Origin of the sequence: Dietzia sp. 2505, assembly GCF_040546785.1 — a bacterium.
GTDB lineage: Bacteria > Actinomycetota > Actinomycetes > Mycobacteriales > Mycobacteriaceae > Dietzia.
Map to the genome: position 1 here is coordinate 729,984 of NZ_JBEPON010000001.1, position 22,275 is coordinate 752,258.

At 68.3% G+C, this 22,275-nt stretch carries 20 protein-coding genes; 18 read left to right on the forward strand and 2 right to left on the reverse strand.

Annotated features, from left to right (window positions below):
- Positions 1-15 precede the first annotated feature (15 nt).
- From trpB to ABIE38_RS03340, 9 genes are all read left to right on the forward strand, one after another.
- On the forward strand, positions 16-1,311 hold the full coding sequence (trpB, locus tag ABIE38_RS03300) for a tryptophan synthase subunit beta (RefSeq protein WP_095717257.1): 1,296 nt from the start codon (positions 16-18) through the stop codon (positions 1,309-1,311).
- Complete coding sequence (trpA, locus tag ABIE38_RS03305; protein WP_354053993.1) at positions 1,308-2,099, forward strand: tryptophan synthase subunit alpha; 792 nt, start codon at positions 1,308-1,310, stop codon at positions 2,097-2,099. The genes trpB and trpA overlap by 4 nt, the downstream gene beginning before the upstream one ends.
- Positions 2,096-2,989: a prolipoprotein diacylglyceryl transferase gene (gene lgt, locus ABIE38_RS03310; RefSeq protein ID WP_354053994.1), complete on the forward strand. Its 894-nt coding sequence runs from the start codon at positions 2,096-2,098 to the stop codon at positions 2,987-2,989. Before trpA ends, lgt begins: the two co-directional genes overlap by 4 nt.
- Before the next feature lie 46 nt (positions 2,990-3,035).
- Positions 3,036-4,454 carry a pyruvate kinase gene (gene pyk, locus ABIE38_RS03315; RefSeq protein ID WP_354053995.1) on the forward strand — a complete coding sequence of 473 codons (1,419 nt, stop codon included), beginning with the start codon at positions 3,036-3,038 and terminating at the stop codon, positions 4,452-4,454.
- A 177-nt stretch (positions 4,455-4,631) separates the two neighbouring features.
- Entirely contained in the window at positions 4,632-5,354 is a 723-nt protein-coding gene (locus ABIE38_RS03320; RefSeq protein WP_354053996.1) for a M23 family metallopeptidase, read from the forward strand.
- Positions 5,355-5,538: 184 nt separating this feature from the next.
- On the forward strand, positions 5,539-6,624 hold the full coding sequence (locus ABIE38_RS03325; protein WP_354053997.1) for an S-(hydroxymethyl)mycothiol dehydrogenase: 1,086 nt from the start codon (positions 5,539-5,541) through the stop codon (positions 6,622-6,624).
- The gene (locus tag ABIE38_RS03330) at positions 6,621-7,280 is read left to right on the forward strand and encodes an MBL fold metallo-hydrolase (protein ID WP_354053998.1); all 660 of its coding nucleotides are present in this window, start codon (positions 6,621-6,623) and stop codon (positions 7,278-7,280) included. The genes ABIE38_RS03325 and ABIE38_RS03330 overlap by 4 nt, the downstream gene beginning before the upstream one ends.
- Positions 7,281-7,297: 17 nt before the next feature.
- Positions 7,298-10,051, forward strand: coding sequence for a cation-translocating P-type ATPase (locus ABIE38_RS03335; protein ID WP_354053999.1), 2,754 nt, complete (start codon positions 7,298-7,300; stop codon positions 10,049-10,051).
- Positions 10,052-10,127: 76 nt separating this feature from the next.
- Entirely contained in the window at positions 10,128-10,577 is a 450-nt protein-coding gene (locus ABIE38_RS03340) for an SRPBCC family protein (protein WP_354054000.1), read from the forward strand.
- Positions 10,578-10,586: 9 nt separating this feature from the next.
- On the opposite strand, the gene ABIE38_RS03345 is transcribed toward ABIE38_RS03340, so the two are convergent.
- Complete coding sequence (locus ABIE38_RS03345; RefSeq protein ID WP_354054001.1) at positions 10,587-12,434, reverse strand: MDR family MFS transporter; 1,848 nt, start codon at positions 12,432-12,434, stop codon at positions 10,587-10,589.
- Positions 12,434-12,901 carry a MarR family winged helix-turn-helix transcriptional regulator gene (locus ABIE38_RS03350; protein WP_354054002.1) on the reverse strand — a complete coding sequence of 156 codons (468 nt, stop codon included), beginning with the start codon at positions 12,899-12,901 and terminating at the stop codon, positions 12,434-12,436. Before ABIE38_RS03350 ends, ABIE38_RS03345 begins: the two co-directional genes overlap by 1 nt.
- A 405-nt stretch (positions 12,902-13,306) precedes the next feature.
- Between ABIE38_RS03350 and ABIE38_RS03355 the strand changes: the two genes are divergently transcribed.
- The 9 genes from ABIE38_RS03355 (at position 13,307) to ABIE38_RS03395 (ending at position 22,254) form a co-directional block, all read left to right on the forward strand.
- A complete protein-coding gene (locus tag ABIE38_RS03355) occupies positions 13,307-13,981 on the forward strand; it encodes a GntR family transcriptional regulator (RefSeq protein ID WP_354054003.1) in 675 nt (224 codons plus the stop codon).
- 34 nt (positions 13,982-14,015) lie between these two features.
- Positions 14,016-14,912, forward strand: a complete 897-nt coding sequence (locus ABIE38_RS03360) for an isocitrate lyase/PEP mutase family protein (RefSeq protein WP_354054004.1) — start codon at positions 14,016-14,018, stop codon at positions 14,910-14,912.
- The gene (locus ABIE38_RS03365) at positions 14,909-16,330 is read left to right on the forward strand and encodes a dihydroorotase (protein ID WP_354054005.1); all 1,422 of its coding nucleotides are present in this window, start codon (positions 14,909-14,911) and stop codon (positions 16,328-16,330) included. Before ABIE38_RS03360 ends, ABIE38_RS03365 begins: the two co-directional genes overlap by 4 nt.
- The gene (locus ABIE38_RS03370) at positions 16,327-17,010 is read left to right on the forward strand and encodes an isochorismatase family protein (protein WP_354054006.1); all 684 of its coding nucleotides are present in this window, start codon (positions 16,327-16,329) and stop codon (positions 17,008-17,010) included. The genes ABIE38_RS03365 and ABIE38_RS03370 overlap by 4 nt, the downstream gene beginning before the upstream one ends.
- Before the next feature lie 307 nt (positions 17,011-17,317).
- Positions 17,318-17,632, forward strand: coding sequence for a cupin domain-containing protein (locus tag ABIE38_RS03375; protein ID WP_354054007.1), 315 nt, complete (start codon positions 17,318-17,320; stop codon positions 17,630-17,632).
- Positions 17,629-18,489 carry an MBL fold metallo-hydrolase gene (locus ABIE38_RS03380; protein ID WP_354054008.1) on the forward strand — a complete coding sequence of 287 codons (861 nt, stop codon included), beginning with the start codon at positions 17,629-17,631 and terminating at the stop codon, positions 18,487-18,489. Before ABIE38_RS03375 ends, ABIE38_RS03380 begins: the two co-directional genes overlap by 4 nt.
- A gap of 26 nt (positions 18,490-18,515) precedes the next feature.
- Positions 18,516-19,661: a sugar ABC transporter substrate-binding protein gene (locus ABIE38_RS03385; RefSeq protein ID WP_354054009.1), complete on the forward strand. Its 1,146-nt coding sequence runs from the start codon at positions 18,516-18,518 to the stop codon at positions 19,659-19,661.
- 2 nt (positions 19,662-19,663) lie between these two features.
- On the forward strand, positions 19,664-21,220 hold the full coding sequence (locus ABIE38_RS03390) for a sugar ABC transporter ATP-binding protein (RefSeq protein WP_354054010.1): 1,557 nt from the start codon (positions 19,664-19,666) through the stop codon (positions 21,218-21,220).
- Positions 21,217-22,254 (forward strand): ABC transporter permease, encoded by a 1,038-nt coding sequence (locus tag ABIE38_RS03395; protein ID WP_095717241.1) that lies wholly within the window; start codon positions 21,217-21,219, stop codon positions 22,252-22,254. Before ABIE38_RS03390 ends, ABIE38_RS03395 begins: the two co-directional genes overlap by 4 nt.
- Positions 22,255-22,275: the final 21 nt, after the last annotated feature.

Below are 22,275 nucleotides of genomic sequence, written 5' to 3' on the forward strand. Positions count from 1 at the left end.
ACACCGCTGCCCTCGATGGGAGACGTGCTCCGGACGACGACCGGACACGAGCCCGACCAGCGAGGCCACTGGGGAGCGTTCGGCGGGCGCTACGTCCCGGAGGCGCTCATGGCGGTCGTCGACGAGGTCGCCGACGCCTACGCCAAGGCCCGTGCCGACGACGCCTATCTGAACGAGCTCGACCGTCTCCAGCGCGACTACTCGGGTCGGCCGTCGCCACTGTACGAGGCGGGGCGTTTCGGGGCCGAGATCGGCGCCCGTGTCTTCCTCAAGCGCGAGGACCTCAACCACACCGGATCGCACAAGATCAACAACGTCCTCGGTCAGGTGCTCCTCGCGCACCGCATGGGCAAGAAGCGCGTCATCGCCGAGACCGGGGCCGGCCAGCACGGCGTCGCCTCCGCTACGGCCTGCGCCCTGCTCGGCCTGGAGTGCAAGATCTACATGGGTGCGGTGGACGTCCGTCGCCAGGCGCTCAACGTCGCGCGGATGCGTCTGCTCGGCGCGGAGGTCGAGGCCGTGGAGGTCGGTTCCGCGACCCTCAAGGACGCGATCAACGAGGCGATGCGGGACTGGGTCTCCCGGGCGGACGACACCTACTACGCGTTCGGCACCGCCGCCGGCCCGCACCCGTTCCCCGCGATGGTCCGCGACTTCCAGCGGGTCGTGGGCACCGAGGCCCGCGCCCAGATCCTGGAGCGGATCGGGCGCCTGCCCGATGCCGCCGTGGCGTGCGTGGGCGGTGGGTCCAATGCGATCGGGTTGTTCCACCCGTTCATCGACGACTCCTCGGTCCGCCTTGTGGGCTGCGAGGCGGGCGGCGACGGGGTGGCGTCCGGTCGCACCGCCGCGACCGTGAACGCCGGGAGGCCGGGTGTCTTCCAGGGCTCGTACGCGCACCTCATGCAGGACGAGGACGGCCAGACCATCGAGTCGCACTCCATCTCGGCGGGACTGGACTACCCGGGCGTCGGGCCCGAGCACTCGTACCTGTCCGACATCGGTCGGGCCGAGTACCGCCCGGTGACCGACACCCAGGCGATGGACGCGTTCGCCCAGCTGTGCCGCACAGAGGGGATCATCCCCGCGATCGAGTCCGCCCACGCGATCGCCGGGGCGGCGCAGCTCGCCGCCGAGGGTGTCGACCTGATCCTGGTCAACGTCTCGGGTCGCGGCGACAAGGACGTCGACACCGCCGCCCGGTGGTTCGGCCTGTTGGGCGGGGGGACCCCGCCCGAGGCCGGGGTGGACTCGAGCCGGGGTGCAGACGACGGCGAGGGCGACTACGCGGACGGGGGAGTCGAGGGATGAGCGTTCTGAGCGAGGTCTTCCAGGGGTGCCGTGCCGAGAACCGGGCCGCCCTCATCGGCTACTACCCGGCGGGGTACCCCACGGTCGAGGGGTCCATCGAGGCCGTGCGGACGATGGTCGCGGGCGGGTGTGACGTCATCGAGGTGGGGATCCCGTACTCGGATCCCATGATGGACGGTCCCACCATCCAGGCGGCCGCGGATGTGGCGCTGGAGGCAGGCTTCCGGATCCGGGACACCTTCGCCGTGGTCCGAGCCGTCGCCGAGGCCGGCGCGGTCCCGGTCGTCATGAGCTACTGGAACCCGATCCTCCAGTACGGCGTCGACCGGTTCGCGGAGGACCTCGCGGCGGCCGGGGGGACCGGGGTCATCACACCGGACCTCATCCCTGACGAGGCGCAGGACTGGATCGCCGCTACGGACGCACACGGGATCGACCGGGTGTTCCTGGTCGCGCCGTCGTCGACGCCCGAACGGCTGGCCATGACGCTGTCCCACACGAGCGGGTTCGTCTACATCCAGGCGGTCATGGGTGTGACCGGAGCGAGGGACGTGGTCTCCGACGCACCTCGCACACTCACCGCACGGGTCCGTGAGCACTCGGACCTGGCGTGCGGCGTCGGACTCGGGGTGCGCAACGGTGACCAGGCCGCGGAGATCGCCTCCTATGCGGATGGCGTGATCGTGGGGTCCGCCCTCATCACCGCGGCCACCGAGGGGAATGAATCCCTGGCCCGGCTGACGGCCGAGCTCGCGGCGGGCGTGCGTCGGCCGGGGGCCGGCTCGTGATCCCGAGTCCGCCCCAGGGGGTCTGGGAGCTCGGGCCGTTCCCGCTGCGCGCCTACGCGCTGTGGATCATCCTCGGCATCGTCGTGGCCATCTGGTGGGGCGAGAAGCGATGGGTCGCCCGCGGCGGGCGCGCGGGGGTCGTGCTCGACACCGCGCTGTGGGCCGTCCCCTTCGGGCTCGTGGGTGGTCGTCTCTACCACGTGGCCACCGACTGGTACCGCTACTTCGGGGAGGGCAGGAACCCGGTCGACGCGCTGAAGATCTGGGACGGCGGTCTGGGGATCTGGGGCGCCGTCGCGCTGGGCGCGGTCGGCGCCTACATCGGACTGCGCCAGCAGGGCATCCGGGCGATCGGTGCCTTCGGCGACGCGGTCGCCCCGGGCATCGTCCTGGCACAGGGGATCGGGCGTCTGGGGAACTACTTCAACCAGGAGCTCTACGGTCGCGAGACCGACGTGCCCTGGGCACTGGAGATCTACCAGCGCTACGACGAGAGTTACGGGTACTCCGAGACCATCGGTCGCTCCACCGGGCAGGTGCTCGCGACCGTCCACCCCACGTTCCTCTACGAGTTGCTGTGGAACGTCCTGGTGGCCGTGGCGCTGGTGGTGATCGATCGCAGGTTCAGGCTCGGACACGGTCGGCTCTTCGCCCTCTACGTGGCCCTGTACTGCTTCGGGCGGTTCTGGGTGGAGTTGCTCCGTGCGGATGCGGCGACCGAGATCCTCGGGCTGCGCATCAACACGGTCGTCTCGGTCGTCGTCATGGTGGCCGCGCTGGTCTACGTGTGGCGGGCACGTCGGGGACGCGAGGACCCGTCGGAACTGCGTGCCCCCGAGGACCTGACCGGCGGGTCCCCGGAGGACGCACCCCCGTTGGCCGGTCGTTGACGTCGCGTTAACCGGTCATCCCGGTGAGGGGACTAGATTGGTACGGGTGAACCGTCGTACCAAGATCGTCTGCACCCTGGGTCCCGCCGTCGCGTCGGAGGCCGGCATCCGTGAACTCGTCGATGCCGGGATGAACGTCGCCCGGCTCAACTTCAGCCACGGAGACCATGCCGACCACGAGGCCAACTACCGCTGGGTCCGCAAGGCCTCCGATGAGTCGGGGCACGCCGTCGGTGTGCTCGCGGACCTCCAGGGCCCCAAGATCCGGCTCGGCCGCTTCATCGAGGGTCGCCACGAATGGGCGGAGGGCGACACGGTCGCCATCACCGTCGCGGACGTGGAGGGCACCAAGGACCGGGTCTCCACGACCTACAAGGGGCTGGCGACCGACGCCCGACCCGGCGATCGACTGCTCGTGGATGACGGCAACATCGGCCTGACCGTGCAGCGGGTCGAGGGCGACGACGTCCACTGCGTCGTCACCGAGGGGGGCACGGTCTCGAACAACAAGGGCGTGTCCCTCCCGGGGATGAACGTCTCGGTTCCGGCGCTGAGCGAGAAGGACATCGCTGACCTGCGCTTCGCCCTCGCATTGGGTGTCGACTTCATCGCCCTGTCCTTCGTCCGGTCGCCGGCGGACGTCGACCTGGTGCACGAGATCATGGACGAGGTCGGGGTGCACGTCCCGGTGATCGCCAAGCTCGAGAAGCCCGAGGCCGTCAAGAACCTCGAGTCCATCGTCCTGGCCTTCGACGCGATCATGGTGGCCCGCGGCGACCTGGGAGTGGAGCTGCCCCTGCAGGACGTTCCGCTGGTCCAGAAGCGGGCGATCCAGATCGCGCGGGAGAACGCCAAGCCGGTCATCGTGGCCACACAGATGCTCGAGTCCATGATCGCCAACTCACGGCCCACCCGCGCGGAGGCGTCCGACGTCGCCAACGCCGTGCTCGACGGTGCCGACGCCGTGATGCTCTCGGGCGAGACCTCCGTGGGCAAGTACCCGATCGACGCGGTGCGGACCATGTCGTCCATCGCCCTCGCGGTCGAGGCCGACTCCACCGCCGCGCCGGACCTCGTCCACATCCCGAGGACCAAGCGCGGGGTCATCTCCTACTCGGCCCGCGAGATCGGGGAGCGGCTGGGCGCCAAGGCGCTCGTCGCGGTGACCTCGACCGGGGACACCGTCCGCCGGCTCGCCCGCCTGCACAGCCACCTGCCCCTGATCGCCATCACCGGCGATCCGCGCATCCGGAGCCAGTTGGCTCTGACGTGGGGCACCGAGACGTTCCTGACCGACCGGGTCCACGAGACTGCGGAGCTCGTCAAGGTGACCGACGAACTGTTGCTCCCCCTCGAGGGCTACAACGAGGACGATCTCATCGTGATCGTCGCGGGAAACGTGCCGGGCGTCGAGGGCTCGACCAACTTCATCCTCGTGCACCGGATGGGCGAGGCGGACCACTGATCACCTTCGGGTAACAACTCGGTAGCGCCGGTGAGCACCCGCTCACCGGCGCTTTCGTATCTATTCGTGCTTGTGACGTGACAGAGCCGAGATACATCTGTTACCTTTTTGGAGGCCACCGGGGAAGCCGGTCGGCCCGCCGCTTCGCCAACGCACCGAACTCCGAGGTTTCCCCTGATGTCCGACGCCACTCGAATCACCTTCACCGAGCTCGCCGATCGACTCGGTGTGGCCGGCTCCGGCGCGACCGCCGGCCGCCACCGTTCCGCCCGTTCCGCGGGTGGGATGGGTCGCATCGTCGCCGGCGCCGTGGCCGGTGCCGCTCTCACCGGTGGCGTCGCGATGGCCGCGGCCCCCGCCGCCTCGGCCCAGTCCGCCGACATCGACGTCAACCAGCTCGGCCAGATGGCCCAGGAGTTCGCGCAGGGCATCGGCCTGAACGAGGCGCAGCTGCGGGAGTACGCCATCGATCCCGCGATGTTCGGTTCACTCGGCTCGCCGTCCGCCGCGGTCGGCGGTGCCCACGTCCCGACCTACGGCCCCATCACCTCGGGCTTCGGTCCGCGCTGGGGGACCTTCCACAACGGCACCGACTTCGGGGCCCCGATCGGTACGCCGATGTTCGCCGCCAAGTCCGGCACCGTCGTCGCCGCCGGCCCGGCCTCGGGTTACGGGCTGTGGATCCGTATCCAGACCGACGACGGGTACCTGCTCGAGTACGGCCACAACGACCAGAACTTCGTGTCGGTGGGCCAGCGCGTCCACGCCGGTCAGGTCATCGGCACCGTGGGCAACCGCGGGTACTCGACCGGCCCGCACCTGCACTTCGGCGTGCGCAACCCCGCCGGCCAGTGGATCGACCCCGTGCCGTGGCTGCGTGCCAACGGCGTCGCCGTCTGATCGGACCACTCGAGCAGACCGCTCGACCCGCCGGAGCCCCGGACACCCAAGGTGTCCGGGGCTCCGGTCGTTTCACGTGCAGACCAATGGCTGGTTCTGCATATGTGGCAGGGTGGACGGGGTCCGGGCCGGGGCTCCGCCTGATCCGGCCCGGAGCCGAACCGACCTCGAGGAGAAACTGGGTATGTCACAGACCGTCAGGGGCGTCATCGCCCGTACCAAGGGTGCGGATGTCGAGCTCGTCGACGTCGTCGTCCCCGATCCGGGACCTAACGACGTCGTGGTCCGCGTGCAGGCGTGCGGCGTCTGCCACACCGATCTCGCCTACCGCGACGGCGGCATCAACGACGAGTACCCCTTCCTGCTCGGTCACGAGGCGGCGGGGATCGTGGAGACCGTGGGTGACCGCGTGACACACGTGGCCGAGGGCGACTTCGTGGTGCTGAACTGGCGCGCGGTCTGTGGCGAGTGCCGGGCCTGCAAGCGCGGCCAGCAGCAGTACTGCTTCGCCACGCACAACGCGTCGCAGAAGATGACCCTCACCGATGGCACGGAACTCAGCCCGGCGCTCGGTATCGGTGCGTTCATCGACAAGACCCTCGTCCACGAGGGGCAGTGCACCAAGGTGGACCCGGCGGCCGACCCCGCCGTCGCGGGACTGCTGGGCTGCGGCGTGATGGCCGGCCTCGGCGCCGCGGTCAACACGGGCAACGTCACGCGCGGCCAGTCCGTCGCCGTGATCGGGTGCGGCGGTGTCGGTATCGCCGCGGTCGTGGGTGCCCGACTCGCGGGCGCCTCGACCATCGTGGCCGTGGACCTCGACGACACCAAACTCGAGTGGGCCCGCGAATTCGGGGCGACCCACGTGGTCAACTCCTCCGGCACGGACCCCGTGACCGCGATCCAGGAACTCACGGGCGGGTTCGGCGCCGACGTGGTGATCGACGCGGTCGGCCGGCCCGAGACCTACGAGCAGGCCTTCTACGCCCGTGACCTCGCGGGCACCGTGGTCCTGGTGGGTGTGCCCACGCCCGAGATGCGGCTGGAGATGCCGCTTCTCGACTTCTTCGGCCGCGGCGGGTCGCTCAAGTCCTCCTGGTACGGCGACTGCCTCCCCGAGCGCGACTTCCCGATGCTGGTCGACCTGCACCTGCAGGGACGGCTGCCTCTCGAGAAGTTCGTCAGCGAACGCATCGGTCTGGACGCGGTCGAGGCCGCGTTCGGCGCCATGAAGTCCGGATCCGTCCTCCGATCGGTGGTGACCCTGTGAGCGAGACCCACACCAGTGCCGGTACTGCCGGCGGCCTGCGCATCGAGAAGGTCGTGACGAGCGGCGTCTTCGCCCTCGACGGCGGCGAGTGGGAGGTGGACAACAACATCTGGATCCTCGGTGACGATTCCGAGGTGTACATCATCGACGCCGCCCACACCGCCCAGCCGATCATCGACGCGGTGGCCGGGCGCACGGTCAAGGGCATCCTGTGTTCGCACGCCCACAACGACCACATCACCGTCGCCCCGGAGCTCGCCCGCGAGCTCGACACCCGGGTCTTCGTCCACCCCGGCGACCAGATGCTGTGGGAGGAGACCCACCCGACGGTCGCACACGAGGACCTCGAGGACGGGCAGGTCTTCCAGATCGCCGGGACCGGGTTCACGGTCATGAACACCCCCGGCCACTCGCCGGGCTCGTGTGTCTTCCACGTCCCCGAGGCCGGCGTCCTGTTCTCCGGCGACACCCTGTTCTCCGGAGGGCCCGGCGCCACGGGACGGTCGTACTCCGATTTCCCGACCATCATCACCTCGATCCGCGACCGGATCCTCACCCTGCCCGCCGAGACCCTGGTCCACACCGGCCACGGTGACGGGACGAAGGTGGGCGAGGAGTCCCCGCATCTGGAGGAGTGGATCGCCCGGGGCAGCTGACCGGGCACGATAGGGGGATGACGACGACGGACCGCGTCCCGGAGACGGGCCGGCGCACCCCCTGGCACACACTGCCCACCGCAGAGGTGGTCTCCCGGCTCGGCGCGGGGTCGAACGGCCTGACCCGCGCCGAGGCGTCGCGTCGCCTAGCCGAGCACGGTCCCAACACCCTGCCGGTCGCGGCCGGGGTGCCGGCCTGGAGACGGGTTCTGCGGCTGCTCCGCGACCCCATGATCATGGTCCTGGCGGTGGCCGCCGTGGTGAGCGCCGTGATCTCGCGGGAGTGGGAGACCCCGGTCGTCATCCTCCTGGTGGTGGTGCTCAACACCGTGCTGAACTACGTGCAGGAGACGCGGGCCGAGGAGAGCCTGGCCGCGTTGCGCGACATGGCGGTGCCGCACAGTCGGGTGGTGCGGGGCGGTGCCGAGGTGGAGGTGGACAGCGCGGACCTCGTCCCGGGGGACGTCGTGGTTCTGGAATCCGGCGACCGGGTCCCCGCTGACGGTCGCGTTCTCGAGGCGTCCCGGTTCCAGGTGGCGGAGTCGGCCCTGACCGGCGAGTCGGTCCCCGTGGACAAGACGGCGGGAGCGGTGGCCGCCGCGGATGCGCCGCTCGGTGACCGCACCGGCATGGTGTTCATGAACACCGAGGTCACCCGCGGCCGAGCGCGAGTGGTGGTCACGGGGACCGGTGAGCACACTGAGATGGGGGCGATCGCCGAGCTGCTCGGCGGGGCGGGCGGCGAGCAGACGCCGCTCCAACGGCGGATCGGGGTCCTGGCCCGGGTCCTCACCGTGATCGCGTTGGTCGTGGTGACGCTGGTGATGGGGATCGGACTGGTGCGCGGGCAGTCCTGGGAGGACATGCTCCTCAGCGCCGTCTCGCTCGCCGTGGCCACCATCCCGGAGGGCCTCACCGCCGTGGTGGCGTTCACCCTGGCGATGGGCGCCTCGAGGCTCGCCCGTGAGGGGGCGATCATCAAGAATCTCGCGGCGGTGGAGACCCTCGGGTCGACCAGCCACATCGCCACCGACAAGACCGGGACCCTCACCCTCAACGAGATGACCGTGACGCGAGTCGTCGCGAACGGTGCCGTCCACACCGTCACCGGGACCGGATACGAGGCGGCCGGCGCGGTCCTGTCGTCCGATCCGGATGCCGTTCCGGACCTCCGGAGGGCGGCGGTCGCCATGACGCTGTGCAACGACGCGATCGTGACCGACGGCGAACTGGTCGGCGACCCCACCGAGGGTGCCCTGCTCGTGGCCGCCACCAAGTGCGGGCTCGACGTGGAGGGACTGCGTGTCGCCCGGCCGCGGGTGGCCCAGGTGCCCTTCGACTCCGACTACAGGTTCATGGCCACCGTCAACCGCTCACCGGGCGGGGGGCTCGCGCTCAGCGCCAAGGGGGCCACGGGTGCGCTCCTGCCCCGGTCGACCCACATGTGGAACGGCACGGATGCCGTAGAGCTCACCGATGAGCTCCGTGAGACGATCCGTCACGCGACCGATGAACTGGCCGGACGTGGTTTACGGACCCTGCTCGTCGCGGGGCGTCCGTTCGGGGACGGACCCGGCGAGGTCGCAGTCGACGAGAGCGTGCTCCTCGACGAGGTGCGGGGGCTGACCGTGTTCGCGGTCGTCGGCATCGTCGACCCGCCCCGGTCCGAGGCCGCCGAGGCCATCCGGGTGGCGCGCGCGGCCGGGATCTCCGTCCACATGATCACCGGTGATCACCTCGTCACGGCCTCGTCGATCGCCCGCGACCTGGGGATCGAGGGGGAGGCGGTGCGAGGGGTCGATCTCGACGGGATCGACGACGACGAGCTGTCCGAGCGGGCCCCCGGGATGGGAGTCCTTGCTCGGGTGTCCCCCGAGCACAAGATCCGGATGGTCCGGGCCCTGCAGTCCGGCGGGGACGTGGTGGCCATGACCGGCGACGGCGTCAACGACGCGCCCGCTCTGAGTCAGGCCGACATCGGGATCGCGATGGGGATCACCGGCACGGACGTCTCCAAGGGCGCGGCCGACATGGTGCTCACGGACGACAACTTCGCGACGATCGTCTCGGCAGTCGAACAGGGCCGCGGGATCTACGACAACATCGTCAAGTTCGTGAAGTTCCAGCTCACCACCGCGTGGGCGTTCGTCCTGGTGTTCCTCGCCAGCGGGCTGTTCGGTCTGGCTGCCGTGCCGTTCACCGCCCTGCAGGTCCTGCTGGTGAACATCGTCATGGACGGCCCGCCGGCCATGGCGCTGGGCGTGGAGCCAGTGGAGAAGAACGCGATGCGACGGCCGCCCCGACCCGCTGACGAGCAGATCCTCACGGCGTCGAGACTGGTGCGGATCCTGTGGCTGGGGGTCGTCATGGCCACCGGGACGCTGCTGGTCCTCGCGTTCGCGGAGTCGATGTTCCCCGAGCGCGCGGGCGTGCCGTTGTTCGCCACCACCCTCGCCTACGCCGCCTTCGTGTTCTTCCAGGTGTTCAACCTGATGAACGTCCGATCCACGGACGGCTCGGTGTTCTCCCGGGACATGGCGCACAACGCCCCGATCTGGGTGGCGCTGGCGGCGGTCCCGCTGCTGTTGGTGGCCGTGGTCCAGGTGCCCTTTCTCCAGGGGATCTTCGACACCACCCCGTTGCACGCCGACGAGTGGTTGTTGGCGGTCGCGGTGGGCTCGTCGATCCTCTGGCTCGAGGAGCTCCGGAAGGTCGTGGCGAGGTGGCGTGCTCGGCGGCAGGAGGGATCGGGCACGATGGTGGTGGTCTGACGCGCCCCTGTCGGGGGCGCCGCCACCGGTGATGCCGGTGGACGCGACGTGGTCAGGCAGAGGAGGAGTCACGATCATGGGCAGGGTCACCGCCAGCAACACCATCGTCATCGAGGCGCCCGTCGCGACCGTGACGGCCGCGATCGCGGACTACGCCCAGGTCCGTCCCCGGATCCAGCCCGAGCAGTTCACCGCGTACAGGTTGATCGAGGGTGGCCAGGGGCACGGCACCGTGGCGGCGTGGAACCTCCAGGCCACCAAGAAGCGCAGCCGGGACGTCAAGGCCACCGTGACCGTGGACGAGGCCGCCGCGCACTGGTCGCTGGTGGAGAAGGACGCCAACTCGTCCATGGCGACCACCTACACGGTCCGCGAGGCCACCGGGGGTGCGCTGGTGGAGATGACCACGTCGTGGGACGGGGCCGGGGGAGTGGGCGGGTTCTTCGAGCGGCTCTTCGCGCCGGCCGGACTCAAGCGGATCCAGCACCAGTTGTTGGCCAACCTCAAAGCCGACGTCGAGGGGTAGGCCGAGCACTCAGCGGTCCGGGGCGTCCGTAGCCGGCCTTGTCGTCGTCGTGTCCGATGCCCCGGGCTCGCCGGTGGCGGTCGCGGTGACGTCCACATGCTCGGGGGTATTCCCACCGGTGGCCACCTCGGCCGACGCGAGGTCGGTTCCCGACGGGGCCGCCGCCGCGGCGGCCTCGCGGGCGGCCTCGGCCTGGGCCGAGCCGGTCCGGAGCACGATCGGTGGCAGGAAGGCCAGGACCACCGAGGCGACGACGGCGAGGATGCCGGCGACCAGATAGATCTCCGACATGCTCAGGGCGTAGCCCTGTTCGAAGGGGTGGGCCACCAGCTCGGGCAGGCGGTTGATGACGGACGAGTCCTTGGTGACCGTCTCGAGCGCACCCGCACCCGCGCCCGACACCGGGTCGGCGAGGGCCTGCACGATCCCGAGTGCTTCGGGGTCCGCGCGCAGAGCCGGGTCGGCCAGGCCCTCCTGCACCCCGCGGGCGAGGCTGCCGTCTGCGCCCGCCTGCTCCAGCTCGCTGGTGATGGAGCCCCCGACCCGGCTGAAGAGGATCGACAGGAACACGGCCACCCCGGCGGTGCCGCCGAGCTGGCGGAAGAAGGTCGCGGACGCGGTGGCCACGCCGATCTCGCGCGGACTCACGGCGTTCTGCACGATCAGGGTGAGTGGCTGCATGCAGTTGCCCAGGCCGATTCCCAGCACCAGCATGTAGCCCATGACCAGGGTCAGCGAGGTGTCGGCGTCGATGGTCCACAGAAGGAACAACCCGACGGCCGAGATGGCGGTGCCGAGGATCGGGAACTCGCGGACCCGGCCGGTCTTGGAGATGAGCTGGCCGGACACGATCGAGGCGCCCATGAGCCCGGCCACCAGTGGAAGCATCATGAGTCCGGACTCCATTGGGTCGGCTCCATGGACGATCTGCATGTACAGCGGGAGGGTCATCAGCCCGCCGAACATGGCCATTCCCACGATCACCCCGCCGGCGGTGACGATAGCGAAGGTGCGGTCCCGGAACAGTCGCAGAGGGATGAGGGCCTCATCTCCCGCCCGCGCCTCCACGATGAGGAACAGGCCGATCCCGGCCAGCCCCACGACGTAACAGGCGAGGGCCGCCGGCGAGCCCCATCCCCATGTGTTGCCCTGCTCGGCCACCAGGAGGAGCGGCACCAGACCGACGACGATCGTGGCGGCTCCCGCCCAGTCCACCCGGTGGTCCACGCGGACGTTCTTGACGTTGAGGGTGATCATCACCAGCGTCAGGGCCATGGCGCCGATGGGGACGTTGATGAGGAAGATCCATCGCCAGCCGTCGATCCCGAAGATGGTCTCGGCGCCGGCGAAGAAGCCGCCGACGACCGGGCCGATGACCGAGGACGAGGCGAACACGGCGAGCAGGTAGCCCTGATACTTCGCGCGTTCGCGGGGCGGGATGATGTCGCCGATGATCGCCAGCGAGAGCGACATGAGGGCGCCCGCCCCCAGCCCCTGGATCCCGCGGTACAGCGCGAGCGTGTACATCGAGTCGGCGAGGGTGCAGAGCAGCGAACCGAACACGAAGATGACGATGCCGATGACGAAGAACGGTTTGCGCCCGTAGATGTCCGAGAGCTTGCCGTAGAGCGGCGTCGAGATGGTCGAGGTCATCAGGTAGGCGGTGGTGACCCAGGCCTGCGCGTCGAGGCCCTGCAGATCGTCGGCGATGGTCCTGATGGCGGTCGACACGATGGTCTGGTCCAGGCTGGCGAGGAACATGGCCGACATGAGGCCGGCGAGGATCACGAGGATCTGGCGGTGGGAGAACTCGCCGTCCTCACCGGCCTGGACCGTGACGGGTGCGCGGTCGGTCATCAGTTCTCCTTGGCGGACGTGAGGGCGTCGATCTCCGCGCGTAGCGATTCGGCGAGTCGGGTCAGTCCCTCGTCGAGCGAGGCGGCCTGCTCGGGTGTCCAGTCGGCCAGCACGCCGGCCATCCACTGGCCCCGTCCGGCGAAGACCCGGGTGACGAGGTCGCTTCCCTCGGGCGTGAGGGTGACGACGCTCGCGCGCCCGTCATCAGGGTCGGGGACCTTGGTGACCAGGCCGAGGGTCTCGAGGTGACGTACCTGACGGCTCACCACAGAGATGTCGGTGTGGACGCGGTCGGCGAGGGCGGTGACTCGCGCGGGTTCGTCGTGGATCGCGAAGAGCAGGGGGTGGGTCGACGGCTCGAGTGACTCGTGGAGTCGCGGCGCGGACATGTTCAGTGCCCTGAGCATCTTGACCACCCTGGACAGGTCCACAGCCAACTTCCCGCCCTGTTCGGCATCTATCGCCACCCTGATCTCCTCGGCCCGGATTAAATTGCTTGCAGCAAGCAAGTATAACGGCGTGCGCGCAGAGCGGCAACCCGGGTCTGGGGCGGGGCCAGGGGGCGGCCCTCGCCGGGCCGGACCTGGCGGACGCTAGGCCTCATCGGCGTTAACATCACCCCGGGCCGCTGCGCACACCCTCGCCCTGTGGCGAGTGCGGATTGCAGGTGGGTGCGGCGGGCGGTCCGCCGGAGGCGCACGCCAACTCTAAACACCGCTAACTGTTGACAGTTGACAGAGATGTGCATCACAATAGGTGTGACCTGAACGGCGGTGGGCAGCGGGATCGAGTAGATCCTGCTGATGACCGCCCGGGGAGAGTTGGCTGGTGCCTCCGCGGTGAGAGGAATCGAGTCGAGTAGAGGAGTAGGGATGAAGAAGTCCGCGAGTGCCCCTTTGACCAGGGACGGAACGTTCGCCCGTCGGACCGAGGAGCGGGTTCGGGAGATGATCCTCGACGGCACCCTTCCCCCGGGGGAGCGATTGAACGAGGTGTCGATCGCCGAGGTGCTCGGGATCAGCCGGGGGCCGCTCCGAGAGGCCATCCAGCGCTTGGTGGGCGAGGGTCTGTTGACGATCGTCAGCCACCGCGGGGCATTTGTGAAGACGTTCGAGCCCGGTGAGGTCGACGACCTGTACGAACTCCGAACCGCTCTGGAGACACACAGCGTCCGCCTCGTCTGCCGGAGGGCGACGGAGGAGGAGCTGCGGGAGCTCGAGCAGCTGGTCGGAGAAGCGGGGGAGGAGCTGTCCCAGGATCCCGCCCGCCCGTATCCCGCCGACCGGGACCTCCACACCCGGTTGACGTGGATGAGCGGCAATGACGCCCTGGCCGCCGCGACGGTCGAGGTCCAGCGTCAGATCTCCCTCGCGAGACAGACATCGGCCAAGAAGCCCGATCGGGCCCGTGAGGCGCTCGCCGAACACGAGCGACTCGTCGCGGCGATCGTCGACCGCGACGAGGACCGTGCGGCAGAGATCCTGCGACTGCACCTCGACAAGGCACGGAAGAGCGCCGTGGACGCACTGGGGATCACATCCGAATAGCGGCTCAAACGGGCCAGGAAAGGTGCAACAACCCATGACGACAACCAAGAAGTTGCGGGGTCTCCTCTCGTCAGGAGGGCTTCCGTTGATGGTGCCGGGTGCTCCCAACGCGCTCACCGCCCGAGTAGTCGAGGAGACGGGATTCGAGGCCGTGTACGTGACCGGCGCAGGAGTGACGAACTCCTACCTCGGTGCCCCCGACCTCGGACTCATCACCCTGAGTGAACTGGTGGGTCACGTCAACGCGATCGCCGACGCCGTGCAGATCCCGGTGGTCGTCGACGGCGACACGGGCTTCGGCAACGCGTTGAACGTGCAGCGCACCGTCCGGCTCATCGAGGGTGCCGGTGCGGCCGCCCTCCAACTGGAGGACCAGGTCAGTCCCAAGAAGTGCGGCCACTTCACCGGGAAGGAGGTCATCTCGGCGGACGAGATGGTCGGAAAGATCAAGGCTGCTGTCGACGCCCGTAGAGACGACGACTTCGTGATCGTCGCCCGGACGGATGCCCTGGCCATCGAGGGCATCGACGCGGCGATCGACCGCGCCGGACGGTACCTCGAGGCCGGGGCGGACGTGCTCTTCGTCGAGGCCCCCCGGGACGTGGACCAGATGCGCAGGATCACGACGAGTGTCCCGGGGATCCACATGGCCAACATGGTCGAGGGTGGACTGACCCCGCTGCTCCCGCGGGAAGAGCTGGGTGAACTCGGTTTCGCCGTTGCCCTCTACGCGAACGCGGCCATGCGTGGCGCGGTGGCCGGGATGCGTCAGGTGATGAACCACCTCGCGGAGGTCGGGGACACTCGTGACGCCGGTGAGCTGATGATCAGCTGGACAGACCGACAGGCCCTGGTGCGCAAACCCGAGTTCGACGAGCTCGACACGAAGTACGCGGTGGCGCAGAACACCGAGAATGGAGCAGTCGTATGACCACGTATGACCTTCGTCTGCACGGCGGCGATGTCTTCCTCAACGGAGAGGGGGTCCGCCGGGTGGACCTACTCGTCAAGGACGGGACAATCGCGGGGATCGTGACCCCCGATGTCGAGGTGGAGGCCACCGAAGTCGTCGACCTGCAGGGAAAGCTCGTCCTCCCGGGAGCGATCGACCCGCACGTGCACCTGGGAAAGGACATCAGGGTCCCCCGCGATCCCGATGACGCCCTCTTGGAGTCCGCGTCGGCCGTGGCCGGCGGCGTCACCACGATGCTGGTCTACCTGATGAGCGGCGAGTCCTATTCGGATGTGCTCCCCGGGTCCCGGGACGTGATGTCGCGTGACTCCCACGTGGACTTCGGGTTCCACATCGTCGTCGGCTCCGAGGCGCACTACGAGGAGATGCCGCACTACATCGACGAGTTCGGCGTCTCAAGCTTCAAGTTCTTCATGAACTTCCGCGGTGAGGAAGGCGCGTACCTCGGGCTGCCCGGCAACGACGACGGTTACATGTACGACGTGCTGGGCATGGCCGCCGATCGTGGAGCCATGATCAATCCCCACCCGGAGAACATCGAGTTGGTCTGGAAGCTCAAGGGCCGCCCGATCGACGAGTCCCGCGGCCCATTGCACGCCTGGAACATGTCGAGGCCGTCGTTCGTCGAGGCGGAGGCGGTGCAGAGGGTCTCGTTCATGGCGAAGGTCACCGGTGCCTCCATGTACTCGGTCCACACCAGCAGCGCTCTGGCGCTCGAAGCCGTCCTGCGTCAGCGGGAGTCGTATGAGAACCTCTTCGTCGAGACCTGCACGCAGTACCTCACCCTGACCACCGAGACCGATCCCGGGCCGGGAACCTACGGGAAGGTCAATCCTCCTCTCCGTGAACCGAGGGACCTCGAAGCGTTGTGGACCGGACTGGCGAACGGCGACGTCGACACCGTCGGCTCCGATCACAATGCCCGGCACCGCGTGAACAAGGAGAAGGACATCTGGAAGGCCAGTGCCGGCTTCCCCGGGGTGGGGGGCGTCCTGCCACTGACCCTGACGGAGGGGCTGCGCCGCGGCGTCCCGCTCGACCGGCTCGTGAACGCCACGTCCACCCGGTCCGCGCAACTCTTCGGCATGTACCCGAGAAAGGGCACGATCCAGGTCGGATCGGATGCAGATCTCGCGGTGGTCGACCTCTCAGGGGAGACCGTGATCGAAGCCGCGACCCAGCACTCCGGGGCCGAGTACACGCCCTGGGAGGGCACGCGGGTACCGATGCGGGTCGTCCACACCCTGGTCCGTGGGCACTTCGCGATGCGTGACGGTGAACTGTCCGCGACGACCACCGGCGAGTACATCGAGCGTCCCCACAGCGGCGCGGCGGCACTCGCCGAGCTGACCAGTCTCCCGAAGGAGGAGCGATGAACGAGTCCTCGGCACTCGACGACCTCACCCGCCGACGGTACGAGGCCGCGGGCTTCGGCCGGCCGGTCGGCCTGGGTCGGCGTCCCGGTCTGCTCATCATCGATGTGCAGTACCGCACCGTCGGTACCGCCCCGATGCCCTTCGACGACGCGCTCGAGGAGTTCCCCACGAGCTGCGGTGAGGTCGGCTGGCAGGCGGTCAGTCACATCGAACGCCTGCTCGCGCTGTTCCGGGCGAAGGGGTGGCCGGTCCTCTACCCCCATGTGGCTCCCAAAAAGGAGTACGACCAGGGCGCCCTGGGGGCGAAGGTCCCCGGCATCATGTCCATCCCGGAGAAGGGCTACGAGTTCGTGGCCGAGGTCGCTCCACGGGACGGAGACGTCCTACTGCCCAAGCGTCACCCGAGCGCGTTCTTCGGCACACCGTTGGCCAGCTATCTCGTCCAGGCGGATGTCGATTCCCTCGTCGTGACCGGGTGCACGACCTCGGGGTGTGTCCGTGCCAGCGTTGTCGATGCCTTCTCGTACAACTACAAGGTCGCCGTCCCATCGGATGCGGTGTACGACAGGAGCCCCACGGTCCACGAGGTCAACCTGTTCGACATGGCGCAGAAATACGCTGACGTGTCTACCACTGACGCTCTTCTGGGCGCGCTGGACGGGGTTCCCGCGCGCCACTGACAGACCGGTCCGTGGGTGGAGGTTGGCCCGGGCCGCGGCGTCCAATGAGAATCGCTGCAGGTAGATGGTGTTTCGACGGCGCTGCCGGGCCCGCGTTGGTTTAACACGATGGAAACCGCGTGCGGCCAGAAAACTGTTGACAGTTAGCAGACGACAGAATAATGTGGGTTCCGTCACAAAGGGCGGTCCGCAGTGGCAGCCCGCACGGGTGCCTCAATGGAACAGGAGAGGTCCGATGAGCTCGTTTCGAGCACGATGGGACGACCTTCCCGAGAGGGAAGTGCTTACCAACAATTTCCGTACCGCGATGACCGGTAAGGAGACCGGCGTCAACCGGATCCGCTGGATCCACCCGACCGTCGTCCCCACCCACTCCCACCCGGACTGCGAACAGACGGTGATCGTCACCAAGGGGAAGATCATCTTCACCGTGGAGGACGACGAGTTCACCCTCGAGCCCGGCGAGATCGCTATTCTCCCCCGCAACGTTCCCCACGGCGGCCGCAGCATCGAGGGTGAGGCGGAGTTCATCGAGATCTTCGCCCCCACCCGCATCGAGAACCTGCTCGGATTCGTGGGGTCCTCGTCCATGCCCGATCCGGATGAGGGGACGGGCGCATGAGTGTCAAGCAGGTCAGCCCGCACGTCCACGTGGAGACCGCGTATCTGGGATCCAACAACTCGATCATCGTGGGCACGGACGGGGTCGCGCTGGTAGACACCCCGCACAAGCCGACCGACGCGCAGGCATGGCGACGGGTCGTCGACGGCTTCGGGGCCACCCGCTTCGTGGTCAACACGGACCATCACCCCGATCACACCATCGGGAACTTCTGGATGGGGGGAGAGGTCGTCTCGCATCGTGGGACCCGCGATCGGCTCCTGCGGGATGCGCCCACCGAGGAGTACCTGCGGGAGCTGTTCGAGGTCATCGACCCGGACGCAGTGGATCTGCTCCCGTCCTACTCGGTGCGCATCCCGGAGGTGGTGTTCCAGGATCGTCTCGATCTGCACCTGGGCGACGTCCATCTCGAACTCCGCTTCCAACCCGGACACACGGCGAACAGCCTGCTCGCCTACCTCCCCGAGGACGGCGTGATCTTCACCGGGGACATCGTGTGCGAGTCGAGCCTCCCGTCGTTCCAGGACTGCCGCCTGTGGGACTGGTTCGACGCGATCGACGCCGTCGAGTCCTACGACTTCGACGTCCTCGTCCCCGGACACGGTGAGGTCACCGACCGCAGCGCGGTCGAGCGGTACCGCCAGTGGGGACGGGACGTGGCGGGGGAGGTCGCCGCCGCGATCGACGCCGGACAGACCCTCGAGCAGGCCTGCGATGAGATCCGATTCGAGGATCTCATCCACGTCGGGAACGAGGACTACACCGGTTACCCGGATCCACTGATCGAGATGTTTCAGCGCAACTCGATCGCACGTATCTACCACGACCTTTCCGAGCGGCCCGAGCTCGCCCGGTAACAACACCCTCGAGTGATGGAGAAGACATGAGAATCAGCAAGTCCATAGTGGCTGTCGCTGCCGCCACCACCCTCGCGCTGACCGGATGTGGAGCAGACTCCGGGTCGGACGGAGGATCGTCCGGTGCCTCCGCCGACGGCGCCGCACTGGCAGAAGAGGCCGCGGCCATGGTCGACGAGTACCGGGCCGTCCCGACCCCCGACGACCTCGGAGCCCCGATCGACATCAGCGAACTCGAGGGCGAGACCATCTACAGCATTCCGATCGACAGCGGGGCTGAGTTCTACGCCGACGGTGAGGCGGCCATGGCCGCCGTCGCCGAGGAGGCCGGCGTCGACTTCGTGACCTTCCCCTCCGACGGTACCCAGACGTCGTACCAGCAGGGCATCCAACAGGCGATCAACGCGGGCGCAGGCGCGATCCTGCTCAACGGACCCCTGCCGGAGACCCTCGGTCCGCAGATCGACGCCGCGAAGGACGCCGGCATCCCGGTGGTGCCGCTGCACATCAACGACATGGAGAGCGGGACCTCGGAGGGCCTGGAGTACGAGGCGTTCGCCCCGTTCAACCTGGCCGCGCGGTTGATGACGCTCGACGCGATCGCCCATCACGAGGGCGCCCCCGTCAACGCGCTGATCATCCAGTCCTCGGAGACCGGCCCGGCCGCGGGCATGGTCGAGACGATGCAGGAGACGCTGGACGAGTACGGTCCGGAGGGGTCCAAAGCCAGTGTGATGAACGTGGCGGTCCCGCAGTGGTCGACCCGGATCCAGGACGAGGTCCAGTCGAACCTGCTCAGGGATCCGACGATCAACACGGTGCTGCCCATCTACGACAACATGGCGACCTACGCGTCCCCCGGTATCCAGCAGGCCGCCGCCGGCCGGGACGTCCCCATCTTCACCTTCAACGGAACCCCCTCGATCCTCCAGATGGTCGCCAACGGGACCGTCGCGATGAACGTGGCCGAGAACCCGGACTGGGTGGCGCACGTCAACATGGACACCGCGTTCCGGGCGATGCTCGGTGAGGAGCCCATCGAGGGTGTCTCCGGGCCCGTCCGCGTCATCGACGAGACCAATGTGGAAGAGACCGGGAACCCGCCGCGCAGCGGTGAGGGCTTCGGCGACGAGTACCGCGACGCCTACCGCGAGCTGTGGGGACTGATCTGATCATGACCGCCCAGCATCCACCCTCCGCGGACCCGGCGCCTCTTCTGGAGATCCGTCAGCTCACCAAGTCGTTCAACGGCGTGTCCGCGTTGAGCGGTGTCGACCTGGCGATGTATCCCGGGGAAGTGCACGGTCTGCTCGGTGCGAACGGCAGCGGAAAGTCGACCCTGATCAAGGTTCTCGCCGGGGTCCATGACGCCGACGGGGGCGAGGTCACGGTGCACGGGACGCGGGTGTCGACCCCGTTCGGTGCCCGCGGCCTCCGTGATCACGGGCTGGGCTTCGTCCACCAGGATCTCGGACTGGCCCCCTCCGGAACCGTCCTCGAGCACATGGCCCTGGACTCCGGTGGAACCTCGATGGGGCTCAAGCGGGTGCCGTGGGGCCATGAGCGAGAGCGGGTGGGCGAGCTTCTCGACCGGTTCGGGATCGACATCCACCCGGATGCGACGATCGACATGCTCACTCCCGTCCAGCGCGCCATGTTGGCGGTCGTCCGGGCCGTGGGGGGGCAGGAGCTCAAGTCGGAGCCGGGACGTCCCCAGATCCTGGTCCTCGACGAGCCCACCGTCTTCCTGCCGCGGCAGGAGGTGGACGTTCTATTCGCAGTGCTCGATCGCCTGCGGGACCGCGGTGACGCGGTATTGCTCGTGTCCCACGACCTCGACGAGATCCTGCAGGTCACCGACCGGGTGACCGTCTTCCGGAACGGGGGACTGGCCGGAACCCGCGAGACCCGGGGCGCCACCCGGGATGATCTGGTGAGCCTGATCCTCGGATCGAAGGCAGAGCACCTGACCAAACACGACGCCGTGGTCGATTCCGATGCGCCGCCCGTGCTGGCCGCCCGCGCCCTCACTGGGGAGCGGGTCCACAACCTCGACCTCGAGGTCTACGCGGGTGAGGTGGTGGGCGTGACCGGGCTGGCAGGCTCCGGGACCGAGGAGCTTCCCGACCTTCTCTTCGGGGCGCGTGCGTCCAAGTCGGGGTCCGTCGAGCACCAGGGTGAACAGGTGCACGACCCCACACCGGCTCGTTCCATGGACGCGGGGGTCGTCCTCATCCCCGCGAACCGCAAGGAACAGGGCGGCTCCCTGGAACTCAGCGTTCTGGAGAACATGTCGCTGCCCTTCCTCGGCCGCCGCGCCGGCGGTGCGCTGATCGACTGGGCCGGACTGCGTCGACAGGCCGACGAGACGCTCGCCCGTCTCCGGGTCAAACCACAGGACTCCTCGGCGATGTTCGGTCACCTGAGCGGCGGAAACCAGCAGAAAGTGCTGATCGGGAAGTGGATGGACACGCAGCCGACGGTCATGCTGCTCAACGAACCGACGCAGGGCGTCGACGTGGGCGCACGTCGCGAGATCTTCAAACTCGTCCGCGAAGCCACCCAGAAGGGCATGGCGGTGCTGTGCGCCACAACGGACTACGAACAGCTCGTCGAGATGGCCGACCGAGTCGTGGTCCTCGACCAAGGTGAGATCCGGGCAGAGCTGCGCGGAGATCACATCACCAAGGACGCACTCGCGTCCGCCGTCTATTCGGAGGAAGTGGCATGACCGCCTCGGAGAAGAACCACGCGGGAACGGCGACCGCCTCCCGTCCGCCGTCGCAGGCGGTCAAGAGGCCGGCCCAGCCTGAGCGTTTCGCGCTCCTGGGCGTCTGGGTCGTCCTGATCATCGCGTTCAGTGTCCTGGCCCCCCAGACGTTCCCGACGACGGCGAACGTCGCCAACATGCTCGGGTCGCAGGTCGTCCTGCTGATCCTGGCACTGGGACTGGTGTTCCCGCTGCGTGCGGGAGACTTCGACCTCTCGGTCGCGACCACCCTGAACATGTCGATGGTGCTGGTGGCCGTCCTCAACGTCAAACAGGGGTGGAACATCTGGGCCGCGGTCCTCGTCGCGATACTGGCGAGCCTGGTCGTCGGGGTGGTCAACGGGTACATCGTGACGAAATTCGACATCCACTCGTTCATCGTCACGCTCGGCGTGGGGACCGTCGTCCAGGGCTTCATCTACTTCATCTCGGGTTCGGTCACCATCAGTGGCATCGATCGCGAACTCACCGACGCGGTGCTCACCCGACCGTTCCTGTCCGTACCGATCGGCTTCTACTACGCGGTGATCCTGTGCCTGCTGGTCTGGTACATCTTCGACCACTCGGCTTTCGGCCAGCGCCTGCTCTTCGTCGGTCAGGGCAGCGAGGTCGCCCGACTCAACGGCGTCAACGTCAAGGGACTTCGCTGGCGGGCACTCATCATCTCGTCGGGGTTCGCCGGGCTCGCGGGTGTGGTCTACGCGGGCACCACGGCCAGCGCGGATCCCGTCTCGGGGGGCGCGTTCCTCCTACCGGTGTTCGCGGCGTGTTTCCTCGGTTCGACCGTTCTCAAGATCGGGCGGTTCAACCCGTGGGGCACCTTCATCGCGGTGTACTTCCTGGTCACCGGGATCACCGGGCTGCAGCTCCTCGGTGCACAGCAGTACGTGCAGGAACTCTTCTACGGCGGGGCCCTGGTCATCGCCGTCATCCTGTCCAAGGTCATCCGCACCCGCGGTGAGCGGATCCGTAGGACACAAGTCCAGAACGCGTAGTCACACCATCGTCCGCCTCGG

Bases quoted from the DNA above. Each gene is read 5' to 3' on its own strand.
- trpB (WP_095717257.1), top strand. From the start codon at position 16: ATGGGAGACGTGCTCCGGACGACGACCGGACACGAGCCCGACCAGCGA.
- ABIE38_RS03360 (WP_354054004.1), top strand. From the start codon at position 14,016: ATGACGACAACCAAGAAGTTGCGGGGTCTCCTCTCGTCAGGAGGGCTT.
- ABIE38_RS03380 (WP_354054008.1), top strand. From the start codon at position 17,629: ATGAGTGTCAAGCAGGTCAGCCCGCACGTCCACGTGGAGACCGCGTAT.
- ABIE38_RS03355 (WP_354054003.1), top strand. From the start codon at position 13,307: ATGAAGAAGTCCGCGAGTGCCCCTTTGACCAGGGACGGAACGTTCGCC.
- ABIE38_RS03375 (WP_354054007.1), top strand. From the start codon at position 17,318: ATGACCGGTAAGGAGACCGGCGTCAACCGGATCCGCTGGATCCACCCG.
- ABIE38_RS03365 (WP_354054005.1), top strand. From the start codon at position 14,909: ATGACCACGTATGACCTTCGTCTGCACGGCGGCGATGTCTTCCTCAAC.
- ABIE38_RS03385 (WP_354054009.1), top strand. From the start codon at position 18,516: ATGAGAATCAGCAAGTCCATAGTGGCTGTCGCTGCCGCCACCACCCTC.
- ABIE38_RS03320 (WP_354053996.1), top strand. From the start codon at position 4,632: ATGTCCGACGCCACTCGAATCACCTTCACCGAGCTCGCCGATCGACTC.
- ABIE38_RS03345 (WP_354054001.1), bottom strand. From the start codon at position 12,434: ATGACCGACCGCGCACCCGTCACGGTCCAGGCCGGTGAGGACGGCGAG.
- ABIE38_RS03370 (WP_354054006.1), top strand. From the start codon at position 16,327: ATGAACGAGTCCTCGGCACTCGACGACCTCACCCGCCGACGGTACGAG.
- ABIE38_RS03395 (WP_095717241.1), top strand. From the start codon at position 21,217: ATGACCGCCTCGGAGAAGAACCACGCGGGAACGGCGACCGCCTCCCGT.
- ABIE38_RS03340 (WP_354054000.1), top strand. From the start codon at position 10,128: ATGGGCAGGGTCACCGCCAGCAACACCATCGTCATCGAGGCGCCCGTC.
- ABIE38_RS03325 (WP_354053997.1), top strand. From the start codon at position 5,539: ATGTCACAGACCGTCAGGGGCGTCATCGCCCGTACCAAGGGTGCGGAT.
- ABIE38_RS03390 (WP_354054010.1), top strand. From the start codon at position 19,664: ATGACCGCCCAGCATCCACCCTCCGCGGACCCGGCGCCTCTTCTGGAG.
- trpA (WP_354053993.1), top strand. From the start codon at position 1,308: ATGAGCGTTCTGAGCGAGGTCTTCCAGGGGTGCCGTGCCGAGAACCGG.
- ABIE38_RS03335 (WP_354053999.1), top strand. From the start codon at position 7,298: ATGACGACGACGGACCGCGTCCCGGAGACGGGCCGGCGCACCCCCTGG.